10 protein-coding genes are annotated in these 15,470 nt (G+C 43.0%); 7 read left to right on the top strand and 3 right to left on the bottom strand.

Annotation, left to right across the window (positions count from 1 at the left end):
- Positions 1–143 precede the first annotated feature (143 nt).
- Entirely contained in the window at positions 144–1,466 is a 1,323-nt protein-coding gene (locus tag QUB08_RS25300) for an AAA-like domain-containing protein (RefSeq protein ID WP_333228169.1), read from the bottom strand.
- Between the two features lie 650 nt (positions 1,467–2,116).
- On the opposite strand from QUB08_RS25300, the gene QUB08_RS25295 reads away from it, so the two are divergent.
- The 3 genes from QUB08_RS25295 to QUB08_RS25285 all read left to right on the top strand — a co-directional run bounded on the left by QUB08_RS25295 (position 2,117) and on the right by QUB08_RS25285 (position 8,851).
- On the top strand, positions 2,117–3,685 hold the full coding sequence (locus QUB08_RS25295) for an ATP-binding protein (RefSeq protein WP_333228167.1): 1,569 nt from the start codon (positions 2,117–2,119) through the stop codon (positions 3,683–3,685).
- A 90-nt stretch (positions 3,686–3,775) separates the two neighbouring features.
- The gene (locus QUB08_RS25290) at positions 3,776–7,438 is read left to right on the top strand and encodes a GAF domain-containing protein (protein WP_333228165.1); all 3,663 of its coding nucleotides are present in this window, start codon (positions 3,776–3,778) and stop codon (positions 7,436–7,438) included.
- Between the two features lie 195 nt (positions 7,439–7,633).
- The gene (locus QUB08_RS25285) at positions 7,634–8,851 is read left to right on the top strand and encodes an adenylate/guanylate cyclase domain-containing protein (RefSeq protein WP_333228179.1); all 1,218 of its coding nucleotides are present in this window, start codon (positions 7,634–7,636) and stop codon (positions 8,849–8,851) included.
- Positions 8,852–8,900: 49 nt separating this feature from the next.
- Here the strand turns inward: QUB08_RS25285 and QUB08_RS25280 are convergent, their stop codons facing one another.
- Positions 8,901–10,181, bottom strand: coding sequence for a recombinase family protein (locus tag QUB08_RS25280; RefSeq protein ID WP_333228163.1), 1,281 nt, complete (start codon positions 10,179–10,181; stop codon positions 8,901–8,903).
- Positions 10,182–10,184: 3 nt separating this feature from the next.
- Entirely contained in the window at positions 10,185–10,544 is a 360-nt protein-coding gene (locus QUB08_RS25275) for a VOC family protein (RefSeq protein WP_333228161.1), read from the bottom strand.
- Positions 10,545–10,719: 175 nt separating this feature from the next.
- On the opposite strand from QUB08_RS25275, the gene QUB08_RS25270 reads away from it, so the two are divergent.
- The 4 genes from QUB08_RS25270 to QUB08_RS25255 all read left to right on the top strand — a co-directional run bounded on the left by QUB08_RS25270 (position 10,720) and on the right by QUB08_RS25255 (position 15,319).
- Positions 10,720–12,864 carry a SpoIIE family protein phosphatase gene (locus QUB08_RS25270; RefSeq protein WP_333228159.1) on the top strand — a complete coding sequence of 715 codons (2,145 nt, stop codon included), beginning with the start codon at positions 10,720–10,722 and terminating at the stop codon, positions 12,862–12,864.
- Positions 12,865–13,023: 159 nt separating this feature from the next.
- Positions 13,024–14,259 carry an adenylate/guanylate cyclase domain-containing protein gene (locus QUB08_RS25265; protein ID WP_333228157.1) on the top strand — a complete coding sequence of 412 codons (1,236 nt, stop codon included), beginning with the start codon at positions 13,024–13,026 and terminating at the stop codon, positions 14,257–14,259.
- A 31-nt stretch (positions 14,260–14,290) separates the two neighbouring features.
- Positions 14,291–14,899: a DUF6272 family protein gene (locus QUB08_RS25260; protein WP_333228155.1), complete on the top strand. Its 609-nt coding sequence runs from the start codon at positions 14,291–14,293 to the stop codon at positions 14,897–14,899.
- A gap of 66 nt (positions 14,900–14,965) precedes the next feature.
- Positions 14,966–15,319 carry a slr1659 superfamily regulator gene (locus QUB08_RS25255; protein ID WP_333228153.1) on the top strand — a complete coding sequence of 118 codons (354 nt, stop codon included), beginning with the start codon at positions 14,966–14,968 and terminating at the stop codon, positions 15,317–15,319.
- Positions 15,320–15,470: the final 151 nt, after the last annotated feature.

The following is a 15,470-nucleotide window of genomic DNA, read 5'->3' as shown; positions in this document are numbered from 1 at the left end:
AATGCCAAATTTTGGTTAATTACCCCCTTTTTTTTAGTCCGCGTAGGCGGACTTTGTTTGTATAGCAGCGATTTCCAATCGCCAGGAAAAGTGGAGTTTTCAAGGCGGATATTGGATTACGAAAAGAAACTGTAAAGCCGGCTCTAAATAAAGTTGTGCGAACCAAAATATAGGCGGTACAACTCGCAGCTTAGCGTACAGCGGTTGTTATCGATATGAATCAGCCCCATACTAAATAATTTAGAAGCCACTATCGGATCTAATTCCACTCCACACTCAGATTTTACCACTTGTTTAAGTGCAACCGCCAGTTCGGGATACTCTTGCAATGTTGCCCAAAAACTCCGCAGGTAATCTTTATAAATTCCCGCTATTGTCGGAGCTTCTTGTAGTAGCTGATCTAGCCTTACGCTGTTTTGACAGAGGTGGTAAAGAGCTAGCCGCACCAGATAAGGATGTCCCCCCACCATTGCCATCAGTCGATCGGCATCGGGGCCATCTGTCCAATCCAGTCCGTGACGCTGGGCTAAAGCAAGTATCTGCTCTTCTGTAAAATAGGGCAATTGCAGCGGTAAACCGACATTAAAAGGCGATTCAGTTATCTTTAAAGGAATATAAATTTCTGTGGAGTGAAGAACAATTAACCGCAGTTTTCCCAAAGTTTCAATCCGCTTTGCTTCTTCATGCCAGCTTCGCAGCAGCGGCAAAAATTCTCTAGCAATTTTGGGATATTCAAAAATTATATTTACTTCATTTAAAGCTAACACAAGAGGAGTATTTATTTCTGCTAATACATATTGTTGCAAATAGATGGTGCAGCTTACTTTGCTACCCATGTCTTCATCCCAATAATCATCTAATAGAGGTGGTAATTCTAGGTTACGGCTGATGTTGGCACAAAACCAGCGTAAAAATTTATCGATATTGGCTAAGACAGCTTCCTCGGCTTGCTGAAAATCTAAACTTACAGTTCGATAGTCAAGAGAAGTCGCGCGATCTAAAATCCGTAGCAGAAGGGAACTTTTTCCCATCTTCCTGGGAGCTTTAATCCGCAGCACACTTCCTGGTTTGGTAATCTCTCGATAGGCGAGTTCTTCAATTAGCGGGTGAGGGATATAAAATGGCGAATCCAGGGGCACGGGAGAACCGGGAAATTCTAAAGGTGTTGCGAGGCATTGGCTGCGGGTAAATGCTTCAATTAATTCTCGTTCCTCTGTGGTCAGGGAACGTGATTCTACACAAGAGCGAAAATTTGATTTGCTAATAGATGTCTGCAAGATTTGAGAGAGAGATTGCCACAATGATGAGGCGATGTTTCTCAGGTAATGCTCTCCGTAATGAGAGGCAGATGCGATACTTGTATAAGTTTTTCCTTCCCAAACTTGGCGGAGTATGATTTCTTGTACGGGATATAAATCTTTTTGTAATCGCACACGAGTTAGCTGTAGTACCTCATCTATCGTCATAACTGGCAATAACCATATAAGTGTATCGTTGATATTATCACTTATGATTGAGTGTAAAGCTCAGAGCGATCGCCTATTGGATTGCCACACGCTCCTGTCGCGACATTTCTCAGAGGGTAATTGGTCACATCGGTTAATTCTCCTCCGAAGACTATCACTATCAATAAAGAATTCCCTCGCGGGGTAGGGGCGGGTGTATTGAACCTGTCTGCACTCTTCAAGGGTACAAGAGTGAACCAACCTCTACAGGCTTTTGAGAATGGTTCTCTTCGTTAAGTTAAATCTGTGAAATCCCATAAATCTGGTGATTACCCCGTTGCGTGACTGATCGCTGAGTGCTATAACCCAATTTAAATGGGCGCTGGTGCTCCTACTGGAAAGGAATCTGCGCTGAGTTTTTCTTGATCGTTGGCGAAAATGTCATTTCGGTGTCACAGTTGGTAGTGAAGGCAGAATTAAAAATGTGACAGTTGACTTTGCTAAAGCTTAGTCGATTGATGTTAATTTAATTAACAGTAGTTTCAGATCGCTGCATTTACTCATCACAAGCGTTAAGTCCAAAAGCATAATTCTTCTTTTTGTGCTAGCAGGTTTTTTGATTTCCCTGTAATCCTGTTTTAAAAACTTTAGCAAATAACCTAGTTGATTTAATGCAAATGGTTCATAAAATATTTCCTAATTATTTTATTCCTCACGGTCATTGCTACTTGTGGAAGCCTGGATTAGTGGGGCTGCACATTTTGTCCGATGGTTTGATTGCCGTGGCTTATTTTTTGATACCCATCACGCTGATTTATATTGTTAATAAGCGGAAAGACGTGCCTTTTGACTGGGTTTTTATGCTGTTTGGCTCTTTTATTGTCTGCTGCGGGATTACCCATATTATGGAAATATGGACGCTGTGGCATCCTAATTATTGGTTCTCTGGTTTTCTTAAAGCGATTACGGCGCTGATTTCGCTAAGTACAGCAGCAGTGCTGGTGGAACTAATCCCAAAAATCTTGGCTATTCCCAGTCCAGATCAATTGGCGGTGGCAAATGTAGCTTTACAAAAGGAGATTGGCGAGCGCAAACAAGCTCAAGAAGCACTCTCGCAATTAATGCTAGAATTGGAAAAACGGGTTATTGAGAGGACGATCGCTTTAGAATCCACTAATGAACTTTTGCTACAGGAAAATCGCGATCGCTCTTTGGCTGAAAATTCATTGCGGCACTCGGAAGCTAAACTGCTAGAACAAACTCAGCATTTAGAAAACGCTCTGCAACAACTTAAAGGCGCTCAAGCTCAACTCGTGCAAACTGAAAAAATGTCGTCTTTGGGGCAAATGGTAGCTGGGGTTGCCCACGAAATCAATAACCCTGTTAACTTCATTTATGGCAATTTGATTCCGGCTGAGGAATACATTAAAGATATTTTGGCAGTGATTAAGGCTTATCAAGTTTATTACCCCACTCCTGCGCCGGAAATTGCAGACAAGATTCACACTATCGAACTCGATTTTATTTTAAAAGACCTGCAAAAACTTTTTTGTTCAATCAGAATTGGAGCAGAGCGGATTAGGGAGATTGTTAAATCTTTACGAACTTTCTCCCGGTTAGACGAAGCCGACATGAAAAAGGTAAATATTCATGAAGGACTCGATAGCACTTTAATGATTTTGCAGCACCGCTTGAAAGAACAACCAAACCGTCCGCCGATTCAAGTGATTAAAGAGTATGGAGATTTGCCACTATTGGAATGCTACGCTGGGCAGCTTAACCAAGTATTTATGAATATTTGTTCTAATGCTATTGATGCTTTAGAACAGATGGCACAGCAGGGAGATTTGACCAACGGCTATTGGGAAAATAATTTCTCTGACAAGTTACAACACACCTATTGCCCACTGCTAAAAATTCGCATCCGCACGCTTTTAGTTGATGGCAAGTGGGTGCAGATTCACATTGCTGATAATGGCACTGGCATAGATTATGATGCGATCGCCAAAATTTACGATCCATTTTATACAACGAAACCTATCGGTGCTGGTACCGGGCTGGGTTTGGCAATTTCTTATCAGATTATTCAAGCCCATGAAGGTTATTTGCGCTGCACTTCCGAGCTTGGGAGAGGTACTGAGTTTATCATTGAAATTCCTTGGCGATCGCAATTTGGCGATCGGCATCTAGTGCAGAAGCAAGCTGTTATGAATAAGCAGGGTTTAGGCGTTAATAAATAATGCTGAATCCAGCTACACTTTTAGGTTTATTTTATTTTTTTCCTAACTTAGGCATCATCAAATCCCTATTATCTGCCAATAACAACTATTATGTGGGAAGCACTCAAAAATATTTTTTCTCCAACTCAGTATATGCCTCACGGTCATTGCTATCTTTGGCAAACGCCTTTAGTGTGGCTGCACGTAACAGGGGACTTTTTAATCGCGATCGCCTACTATTCAATTCCGGCGATGCTGATTTATTTTATCTTCAAGCGGCGCGATGTTCCTTTTTTAGGCATATTTGCTTTATTCGGTGCATTTATTATTCTCTGCGGTACGGGTCACTTGCTAGAAATTTGGACTTTGTGGCATTCCGCTTATTGGCTGTCGGGGATTGAAAAAGGAATTACTGCACTGGTTTCCTGCTTCACTGCCGCCTCAATGGTAACACTATTGCCCCAGTTTTTGTCTTTAAAAACCCCCCAAGAATTAGAGGCAATAAATCGCAAGTTGCAAAGTGAAATTGCGGTGCGTGAAGAGGCAGAATTAGCGTTGCGCTACGCTTATGATGACTTAGAAATTAAAGTTCAAGAACGCACGGCACAGTTGACAGAAATCAATGGTTATTTAGAAGCAGAAATTAGAGAAAGAATTGTCGCTGAATCTGCTTTACGCGAACGAGAAACTAGGTTAACAGAACAACAAACGGGCTTGCTAGAATTAGCCAAAAATTCTAGTATCTACGAGGGAAATATCAGCGAGGCGTTGAGAGAGATTACGCAAATGGCAACTCGTACCCTGAATGTCGATCGGGCAAGTATTTGGTTTTATCAGGAAGATAAATCCGCAATGTGCTGTGCGGATCTTTACGAACTGACGCCCGATCAACACAGCGCCGGTGCAGAACTGAAAGTTGCTGAGTATCCTAGCTATTTCCAAGCTTTGAATACAGAACAGGTACTCGCAGCGGTTGATGCCCAAACCGATCCGCGCACCCTAGAATTTAGCGAATCTTATTTGATGCCTTTAAACATCTCGTCGATGCTAGATGTTCCTATTACCCATAAAGGGCAAATTGCGGGTGTAATTTGTTTAGAACATCTGGGAACGACCAGGAATTGGACGCTCGACGAACAAAGCTTCGCTAGCTATGTGGCGCAGATCGCAGCTTTAGCAATGGAAGCTCGCGATCGCAAGCAAGCTGAGTTAAACTTGCGTTCTGTCACCGAACGTTTGCAATATTTGCTGGCGACTACTCCGGCGGTGATTTTTAGCTGCAAATTAGGGGGAAATTATGACGTAACATTTGTCAGCGATAATATTGTTTCAATGATTGGTTACGAAGCGAGAGAATTTGTTGATGGTTCCCTTGATTGGCATAGCCTGGTTCATCCAGAAGATCGAGAGATTGTTGCTACTTCATTCGCTCAGATATTGGAAAAAGAATCGATTTCCTACGAATACCGCGAACGGCACAAAGACGGTAGTTATCGCTGGATTTACGATGAGATCAAGTTAGTCAAAGATGCTGCTGGTCTACCTGTGGAGTGCGTGGGTTATGGAGTCGATGTTACTGCTCGCAAACAGGCGGAAATAGCCTTGCAGCAACAAGTTAAAAGAGAGCGGCTCGTGAATGCTATTCAAGAGCGGATTCGCTCATCTCTTAACCTAGAAGAAGTAATGAAAATGGCTGTTGAAGAAATTCGCCAGTTTTTGTCAACTGATAGAACAGTTATTTACCGCTTTAACCCAGATTGGAGTGGATTTATAGCCGTCGAGTCGGTATCTGTCAGTACGATGCCGATTTTGGGAATTGACATTAATGACCCTTGTTTTCGAGAACGCTACGTCTCTGTTTACGAGCAGGGACACCTGCGCGCGATCGACAATATTTATACGGCTGGTATTTCAGAGTGCCACGTTAATTTACTGAGCGAGTTGGAAATTAAAGCTAACCTCGTGGTTCCCATTTTGCAAGGTAAAAAACTATGGGGGCTACTCATTGCTCATCACTGCCGCAGTCAAAGGCATTGGAACTCTTCTGAGATAGAATCTCTCAAGCAAATTTCCGTACAGCTAGCAATTGCCATCCAGCAATGCACCCTTTTTGAACAAGCTCAAACAGAAATTGCCGATCGCAAATTAGCAGAAACAGCATTACAAGAAGCTGTCGTAGCTGCTGATACAGCTAACCGCGCCAAGAGCGAATTCCTTTCTTCTATGAGCCATGAATTGCGGACTCCCCTGAATGCCATTCTCGGATTTAGTCAGGTGATGGTGCGCGATTCATCTCTCAACAATCAACACCAACAGCACCTAGAAATTATTAATCGCGCGGGTGAACACTTGCTGGCGCTAATTAATGATATTTTGGAAATGTCCAAAATTGAAGCGGGCCGAAGTCAGCTTAATGAAAGCAGTTTTAATTTAATGCGCTTGCTAAAAACCTTAGAAGAAATGTTTCGATTAAAAGCTAAATCTAAGAAATTGCAGCTAAATTTGGAAGTGGGTGACGGCGTACCACACTTTGTTAGTGGAGACGAAGGTAAACTGCGGCAAATTTTGATTAATCTTGTAGGAAATGCGATCAAGTTTACAGAGATGGGTAGCGTTACTTTGCGAGTTAAAAAGAAGGTAGAAGAAAGTTTGGGGGCTGAAACCCTAGAGTTTTATGACACACAAGAAAGCTTGGCGGTTGAAAGCGCAGCTATACAAACAAAACCCGGATGGTGCGCGGGTTCTAATCAGTCCGCGCAGGCGGACTTTGATTGTGTAGACGCGAATTCTATTCGCCCGGTATTTTTACAAAAGTCGGAATTTTTACGCCTTCAGTTTGAAATTGAAGATACTGGCCTTGGCATTGCCCCTGAAGAGATGAATAAGTTATTTGAACCCTTTGAGCAAACAAAAACAGGTCAAAAGTCTCAACAGGGGACTGGATTAGGTTTACCAATTAGCCGCAAATTTGTACAAATGATGGGAGGAGATATTACTGTCAGCAGTACACCTGATTTGGGAAGTAAGTTTGCATTTGATATTCAAATCCGCCTTGCCCCTCCCAGCGAGATTAAAATCCTTAAACCGCAGAACAAAGTAATTGGTTTAGCACCGAATCAACCAGAATACCGGATTTTGGTTGTTGACGATCGCGCCGATAACTGCCTAGTCATAGAGAGATTATTATCACCACTAGGCCTCATGGTGCGATCGGCTAGAGATGGTCAAGAAGCTATTGCTGTATGGGAGGATTGGCAACCGCACCTGATCTGGATGGATATGCAAATGCCTGTCATGGATGGCTATGAAGCCACAAGACAAATTAAAGCTCATCCTCTTGGAAAACAAACTGCAATAGTTGCTCTTACTGCTAGCGCTTTTGAAGAAGAACGACAAACTATTTTAGGAGCAGGCTGCGATGATTTCATGCGTAAACCTTTCGAGGCAAAGATATTATTTGCGAAAATGGAAGAACTTTTAGGATTGCGTTACATTTACGAGGAATCTGTTGATGCACCACTAGACAATGACAGCGAAATTAGCGGAGTGACTAGCAATCAATCTGTCGAGTTACAACTCAGTCAAATGCCTCTTGAGTGGGTAGAACAGATATCTCATGCCGCTCATGAATGCTGCGATGAGAAAATTGTCAAGTTGATTGAGGAAATGCCTAGCCAGTTGGCTTTTTCCGCACAATATTTAACTACATTGGTGCAGGATTTCCTATTTGACGATATTATAGAGATAGCACAATCAGCAGTTGCATCGAGGTAAAAATACCTCTTTTCAATCAATGTAATTGGAGGAAGATTTTATATTTTCAAAAGACCTAAATTTAAGCCCATATAGCGTCTCGTTGCTATCTTATTTTATGCGAGACAATCTCCTTTTATATGGTTTCGTTTTTGTTGAGGTAAACTTCTTAAGTGTTAATATCTTTTATTTTGAAAAACTACCGTGAGCGATCGCATGGACAGCTATCAATATCCTACAATTCAAGCCAACATTTTAGTAGTTGATGATAAGCCCGATAATGTGCGGCTTTTATCTACAATCTTGACCGAACAAGGATATCAGGTTCGTAAAGCGCTGAACGGGCAAAGGGCGATCGCTACAGTGCAAGAGTTTCCGCCGACTCTAATTTTGCTGGACGTGATGATGCCAGACATGAATGGATATGAGGTATGTGCAAAGTTGAAAGCTTCACCAAAAACCAGTTCCATTCCCGTGATTTTCTTAAGCGCCTTAGATGACGTTTTAGATAAGGTGAAAGCTTTTGATGTGGGAGCAGTTGACTATATTACTAAACCTTTTCAAGGTAAAGAAGTATTGGCACGAGTGGCAAATCAGTTAACAATTCAAAGTCAACAACAGTTACTTCAAGAGCAAACGAAGCAATTCCAAGAACTTGTCGAACGTTTGCAAAACGAAATTAAAGAGCGGCAGGGGGTGGAGGTAGCTTTACGGCTGGCTCAAACAAAGTCGGATCATTTATTGCTGAATATTTTACCAGCAGCGATTGTTGAAAATTTGAAAAAGGGCCAGGGTTCTCCTGCCCAGAGGTTTGATTCAGCAACAGTTCTTTTTGCCGATATTGTCGATTTTACGTCTATTGCTGCTAGAATGTTACCTCTAGAATTGGTAAATGTACTGAACCAGATTTTTTCAAGGTTTGACCAACTAACTGAAAAACACGGTTTGGAAAAAATTAAAACAATTGGAGATGCTTATATGGTAGCGGGGGGGTTGCCTGTGCCGAGGGCAGATCATGTAGAAGCGATCGCGAAAATGGCCTTGGATATGCAGGAAGCGATCGCGGATTTTCAAACTGACAGAGGCGAACCATTTCAAATTCGGATTGGCATTCATACAGGGCCCGTAGTTGCTGGCGTAATTGGCACTAAAAAATTTATATATGACTTGTGGGGAGATACTGTTAATGTTGCTTCTCGGATGGAATGTCAAGGCTTACCGGGATATATTCAAGTTACTACTGCTATTTACGAACAGTTAAAAGATCAGTATTTATTTGAGGAAAGAGGTGCGATCGCGGTTAAAGGAAAAGGAGAGATGATCGCCTATTGGCTAAAGGCTACAAAAGATAATTCAGCGGTTGAAACCGATGCTTGTCAAACGCAGTCCACTCCTACCGAACTAAGAGAATACCCACATACCCGAATTATTTAAGAAGTCGGGCATCTCACCTAGGAGCTATGGATGAACGTCGATCTAATCCTTAAAAAATGAAAATAATTTGCAGTTTCCAAGTTGTATTTTCCCGGACGATTTCAATGCGATCGATAAATTCTCGAAAGTAAAACCTGCGTTCTGATTCTGATAAATCGAGCCAAAATTGCGGCAGGGAAACTGTTTGGGCAATTTCTCGCAAATTTACTGGGGGTAGTTGCGCTAATTTGCTTTGCAGTTCGGCAATTTCGGTGCGAATTTTGTATGCTCTCAACTCTGCCGTTTCCATGTCTAATATGCCGCTGTCAATCAGGGCCAAAAGTTGCTCTATGATTTCTTGTTTCGATGCGATCGCCCTGACAATTCCTGCTTTAATTCCATTCATATTCGGCATTTGTAACCCAGCAACAGCATCGGGTAAATCTCGACAAATACCGGCGATGGTTAATTGCAATACTTCATCGTAGGAAAGGCCGCTACATTTAGGCTGTTTTGGACAGTTAATCGGTCGCAAATAAAGGTATTCTTTTTCTTTGCGGTAGGAGGTGACTTTGGCAACTGTCATGGGCGATTTGCATTCTGCACAAATTGCTAAACCGGCGAGGGAACGTGGGGCGCTAGCGCTGCGAGGAGAAAGGCAGCGGTTGCGGCGCAGTAACCTGTCTATTTGGGCGGCTTCTTCTCTGGAAATAATCGGGACGTGGGTGTTAGAAATTACTTGGCCGTTTTGATATTCCAAATCGCCTCGGTAGGCGGGATTTGTCAGCCAGCGGCGGCCGGTACTTACAGAGATTTTTTTGTTGTATTTCTTGGCTAAATACCGCACGGAACCTCGCAAGGAACCGTAAATTAAAAAGTGTTCAAAAAAGTCTTTGACGGTGGGGGCGGTGGTTTTATCGATCGTATAACAATCTTTGCCCCGCCGGTAGCCGTAGGGAGCCTTACCCGGTGGAATCCGTGATTTGATGCGGTTGCGGGCGTGTCCTTTACGAATACTCCGGCTGTGTTGGCTGCGCTGGATTTCTGCGAGGATTTGCAGCAAGTTTTGGCGGTTTCGCGGTTCTGTTTCTGCTTGTACGATGATTTCGACGCCGAGGTTTTCGAGTTGGGCGAGGTGCGAACACACTTGCTGCAATGTGTCGCCTAGTTCTTCAAACCGCTGAATTAATAAGTATTTGACTGGTTCTGTTTGGCAGTCTTTGAGGAGTTGCTGAAGTTGTTGCCGCCCTCCTAAGTCTTGATAGGTGCGATCGACTTCTTGACCCCAAATTTCCGATGCGGGTGCTGCTTCCAGTAGCGGTTCGGTGTAAGAATAAGCGATGATTTTCATCTGTTACTCGCTGAGTTCGATGATGTTCCCGTCGGGATCTTGGGTAAATAATGCCGATCGACCTGACGCACTCATTTGGAACGGGCAATTGTGAGCGATTAACTGCTGTTTGGCTGCCTCTAAGTTGGCCACAGAAAATGCTAGATGTCGGTTGCGTCCCCATTTGGCATGGTCTACGGCATCTGGGATGATTGTGGCAGCTAAAATTAGGTGGAGCTGGAAGTCGCCGATTTGATACCAGATTCCGGGAAATTTTAAGTCTCGATCGATTTTTTGCAGTCTTAGTACGGTGCTGTAAAAGTGTTGGGATTTTTCCAGGTTAGAGATGAGGATGGCGCTGTGGAGGGATTGAGTAATTTGCATTTTTGTTGGGATTTATGGTTTTATTTTAACCGCTGATGGAGGCAGATGAGCGCTGATGAACGCAAATTTTTTGATGTTGGTTGAGTTTTTGATATGATAACATTGTCCGTCGCTCTTAATATATCTATTATCAAGTCTTGTAACAAAAAACTGCCCGCTGGGAGTGTTTTTAACAATGGTTTCTCAAAAAAGTGCGATCGTCTCCAGATCGGGCAAATTCCGTCTCCGCAATGTCTTGGTAGTTCCCTTTGTTCTCCAAATTTTGGCGGCTGTTGGCTGCGTTGGCTATCTCTCTTACAGAAACGGAGAGCAGATAGTCAACGATATTGTTAGTCAGTTGCGGCACGAAGTGAGTGCGAGAGTTTACGAACGTGTTCAAACCTATTTGGAAGCTCCGCCACTGGTGAATCAGATCAATCAGGATGCTGTACCTTTGGGGGTGTTGAACTTTGACGATTTGGAGCAAGCTAGACCATATTTTTGGAAACAAGTTCTGCAATTTAAGTCGATCGGTCACGCGGGAATTGCCAACGAAAAAGGTCAGTACCTGCGTGTGGGTTGGGTAAATCGGCTAGTTGGACTTGAAAAACCTCAGCTTGCCCAGCAACTGATTCCGGGGGGCGGCGACTTGATATATTACAACCTTGACGATAATGGAAACCCGACAACAATCGAAAAAAACACGCCCAATTATGACGTTCGCACGCGCCCTTTTTACAGAGTAGCTGTTGAGAAGAAACAGGCAGCTTGGAGTAAAGTTTATATTAATTTTGGCTACGGTACGCTGCAAATTAATGCGAGTCTACCCTATTATGATGCCGAAGGGAAACTAATTGGCGTGCTGACTTGCCAGATGGGACTAGATCAAATTCGCCACTTCTTGCAAACCTTAAGGGTGGGTAATTCCGGTCAAGTATTTATCATTGAACCCCAGGGTGAGTTAATAGCCACTTCGGTTAAAGAACAGCCTCTTTCGGTGGGAATAGGCAAAGATACCAAGCGGATAAAAGCACAGGAAAGCAGCAACAGACTGATGCGTCAAAGTGTGGTTTATCTGCTCGAACGCTTCAAGCATTTGGAAGACATCGATCAAACTGTTCAACTTGACTTTAAGCTGAACCGTGAGCGGCAATTTCTCCAAGTTTCTCCGCTAACTGACAAGTACGGTCTCAATTGGCTGATTGTAGTAGTAGTTCCTGAAGGCGACTTTATGGCGCAAATTTATACTAACACTCGCCAGACTTTTTTGCTGTGTATTGTGGCTCTAATTGTCTCTGTTGGAGCGGGTATTCTCACTGCTAGCTGGATTACTCGCCCCCTGAACCAAATTGCTCAAGCTTCAGAATATCTAGCAGGTGGTGCTCTCAACCAGAACGTTGATTCCAGTCTGATTTTGGAAATTGAAACCTTAAGAAATTCCTTTAACAGCATGGCGAGACAACAGCAAGAATCTTTTGAAACCCTAGAAGATAAAGTCAAAGAACGTACCTCTGAACTCGCTACAGCCACTAAACAAATTGCTGCTCTCAACCAGCGCCTGAAAGCGGAAAACCTCCGCATGAGCTCTGAGCTCGATATGCTCAAACAAATGCAGCAGTTGATTCTGCCAAAACCTGCTGAACTTGCAGCCCTTGAAGATTTAGATATTGCCGGATTTATGGAGCCAGCCTCGGAAGTAGGTGGTGATTACTACGACGTACTTTGTACTAACGGAGTTGTCACGATTTGCATTGGTGATGTCACCGGACACGGATTGGAAAGCGGCATTTTGATGGTGATGACTCAAGCTGCTGTCCGCACTCTTCAGGAAATGCAAGAATCCAACCCGGTGCGTTTTTTAGATACCCTCAACCGCACTATTTATAAAAATGTCCAGCGCATGAACTCCGACAAAAATATGACACTAGCTTTGCTAAACTATGCGAAGCGCACCATTAGTATCAGCGGCCAACATGAGGAAACTCTTGTGGTCAGGAAAGGCGGTAAAATCCAGCGGATAGACACCATAAATTTAGGATTTCCTATCGGCTTAGATGAGGATATTTCCGATTGGATAAGCCATGTTTTAGTAGACTTAGAGCCGGGGGACGGGGTGGTGCTTTATACTGACGGCATCCCCGAAGCTAGAAATATGCACAAAAAATTCTACGGTATTGAAAGACTCTGTGAAGTGGTTTCTCAAAACTGGCATTTGAGCGCCGAACAAATCAAGGAAGCCACCATCGCTGATTTGCGAAAATTTATTGGAGAACAAAAGGTATTTGATGACATTACTTTGCTAGTATTGAAGCAACAGGGAAATATTGTGCATAATTTATGAGTGACGGTCGTCAACGCGGTTCCTACGACGAGGGGTCTTGGATTTACTGGTCAAGCATCGAAGCATAAACCGGATTTCGAGTTCCGCGCCTGTAAGTTATAATATTTTACAGCGAGCGAGTTAAACAATTTTTCGCTTCCCGATTCGGAAGTATAAATTATGAAACCACAAATAAATTTAGCATCATCTAAATCTCCAGAAGAACTCCATACCCAGCTACGGGAGTTGAGCGAAAAACTTGAGGAAGTAGAGGATGAAAAAAATAGCTATGAAACCTTAGTAGAAATTATCACGGAACACTCCACGGATCTGGAAAACCAGATTCGTCATAAAAACCGAGAGATGCAGACTTACATCGAGCAGGTAAAAAAGGTTATAGATGCAGCTATTGCTGTAAAAAACAATAGCTTTCAACCCCAGATATTGTCAGATGTGGCAGCGCGCAGTGATGCACTGGGAGAACTGGCACAGGTATTTTCCCATATGGTGCAAACGGTGAAAGCGCGGGAACAAGAATTAGAGAAACTTTTGCAGGCTTACGGACGTTTTGTTCCCGATGAATTTCTCCAATTTCTCGGCAAGCAAAGCATGGTTGATTTCCAGCTTGGAGATCACGTGAGCAAAGAGATGGCAATTATGTTTTCCGATATGCGTTCGTTCACCACGATGGCGGAGCAAATGACTCCTCAAGAAAACTTTGACTTCATCAATAACTATTTACAGCAAGTTAGTCCAGAAATTCGGAAGCACAACGGTTTTATTGTTAAGTATATTGGAGATGGAGTCATGGCAGTTTTTCCCGATGGCGTTGATGATGCTATTCAGGCAGGAATTGTGAAGTTGGAACAGTTGCAAAAATACAATCAAAGCCGTAAAATAAATGGGGATATACCGCTAAAGATTGGCATTGGTATCCATGTGGGTGATACGATGGTTGGGATTATTGGAGATGCGAATCGGATGCAAGCAGATGCGCTCTCAGATCATGTCAATCTCACCGCTCGTCTGGAAGGTTTGACTAAGTATTATGGCGTATCTTTATTAATTTCGGGAGATGTGGTACAACGTTTGAGTCAACCCGAAAAGTATCATATCCGTTTTTTGGATCGGGCTATTGTCAAAGGTAGACAAGAAGCCATTACAGTTTGTGAGGTGTTAGATGTTGAAGTAGAACCAGTGCGATCGCTCAAAATTCAAACTTTGCCTATATTTGAGGAAGGACTCCAAGAATATTGTCAGGGAAATTTTGCTAATGCCCTAGTTTGTTTTGAACAGATAGTAGCCCTAAATCCAGATGACAAGCCCAGTCAAATTTACCGAAAACGCATCCAATCGCTGTTAGAAAATAGTATTCCTGCTAACTGGAATGGCGTGTGGAAATTCACCCAGAAGTGACATTAATACATCAATTGGAGGCAGAAAAATCATGACATCTGGAAGCTTAAAAACAATGACACAAATCTTTGGAGAATTCATTGAAGAATTTCCTCCTGAACACGACTCCCTAGAACTTACATTTACCCCCAGTTCTCGCCCGATCAAACAGCGCTGGCGCAACAACAGGCTTTCAGCTCATTTTGTAGCCGATTATTTGTCTAGCTTTCTACCTGTGGATGAGGAGGATGCTACCAGCGAAAAACGGATCAAACAAAGCAAGGGAGCTGTGAGCTACGTAGCAAACGAACTGTTAGAAAATGCGATAAAATTCAATAACGATGATACCAATTACAAGGTCAGATTTGGCATCCACTTTATTGGTGAAACCGAGGTGACGGCGGTAATTTTTGCCAGTAATAGTGTCACTTCAGAAGGGGCGAATAAGTTGAAGGAGTTTATTGAAGAAATTATGGCTTCCGATCCCAATGAACTTTATTTGCAGCAGCTTGAAAAGAATGCGGAATCTGAAAGTGACACCTCTGGATTGGGATTGCTGACGATGATTAATGACTATTCAGCTAAGATAGGTTGGAAATTCGAGCCCAGGCCAGATAGTGATACCATCATTGTTACGACTGTGGTTCAAATTAGGGTCTAGTTTCTAGCATTTCAATATTTACTCTCTTGTGCGATCGCAATATTTTAGTCAGGAAACAAAATCACAATGGGCATTCAAGAAATTAAAGGTGAAGATTACAGCATTCAATACGATCGAGAATCAGTCACAGTCACTTTCCAAGGCGAACTCAGCCTGAGCGGCCCAGCAGAGTATGCACCAATAGCCGAATTATTAGATGAGGTCGCCAATGGCGAACCGCCTACTATTACCTTGAACCTAAAACAATTGGAATTTGTTAACAGTTCCGGTATCAGTATGCTGTCTAAATTTGTCATTAGCGTCCGAAAAAAGAAAACTATTCAACTTTTGGTATTGGGTTCAAATGATATTCCTTGGCAACAGAAATCTCTCAGAAATTTAGAAAAGCTGTTGCCAACTTTGAAGCTCGAATTAGCGTAGGATATGTGTAAATTTTAACTACAGTTAACACAGGCGGGACGCCCGTGCCACAGTTAACACAGGCGGGACGCCCGTGCCACACACAGTTAACACAGGCGGGACGCCCGTGCCACAGTTAACACAGGCGGGACGCCCGCCACAGTTAACACAG

Origin of the sequence: Microcoleus sp. BR0-C5 (genome assembly GCF_036705045.1) — a bacterium.
Lineage (GTDB): Bacteria > Cyanobacteriota > Cyanobacteriia > Cyanobacteriales > Microcoleaceae > Microcoleus.
This window is presented reverse-complemented; position numbering and strand designations above follow the sequence as displayed.

Excerpts from the sequence above, each read along its gene's own strand:
- QUB08_RS25285 (WP_333228179.1), top strand. The coding sequence starts at position 7,634 with ATGGACAGCTATCAATATCCTACAATTCAAGCCAACATTTTAGTAGTT.
- QUB08_RS25275 (WP_333228161.1), bottom strand. The coding sequence starts at position 10,544 with ATGCAAATTACTCAATCCCTCCACAGCGCCATCCTCATCTCTAACCTG.
- QUB08_RS25290 (WP_333228165.1), top strand. The coding sequence starts at position 3,776 with ATGTGGGAAGCACTCAAAAATATTTTTTCTCCAACTCAGTATATGCCT.
- QUB08_RS25260 (WP_333228155.1), top strand. The coding sequence starts at position 14,291 with ATGACATCTGGAAGCTTAAAAACAATGACACAAATCTTTGGAGAATTC.
- QUB08_RS25295 (WP_333228167.1), top strand. The coding sequence starts at position 2,117 with ATGCAAATGGTTCATAAAATATTTCCTAATTATTTTATTCCTCACGGT.
- QUB08_RS25265 (WP_333228157.1), top strand. The coding sequence starts at position 13,024 with ATGAAACCACAAATAAATTTAGCATCATCTAAATCTCCAGAAGAACTC.
- QUB08_RS25270 (WP_333228159.1), top strand. The coding sequence starts at position 10,720 with ATGGTTTCTCAAAAAAGTGCGATCGTCTCCAGATCGGGCAAATTCCGT.
- QUB08_RS25300 (WP_333228169.1), bottom strand. The coding sequence starts at position 1,466 with ATGACGATAGATGAGGTACTACAGCTAACTCGTGTGCGATTACAAAAA.
- QUB08_RS25255 (WP_333228153.1), top strand. The coding sequence starts at position 14,966 with ATGGGCATTCAAGAAATTAAAGGTGAAGATTACAGCATTCAATACGAT.
- QUB08_RS25280 (WP_333228163.1), bottom strand. The coding sequence starts at position 10,181 with ATGAAAATCATCGCTTATTCTTACACCGAACCGCTACTGGAAGCAGCA.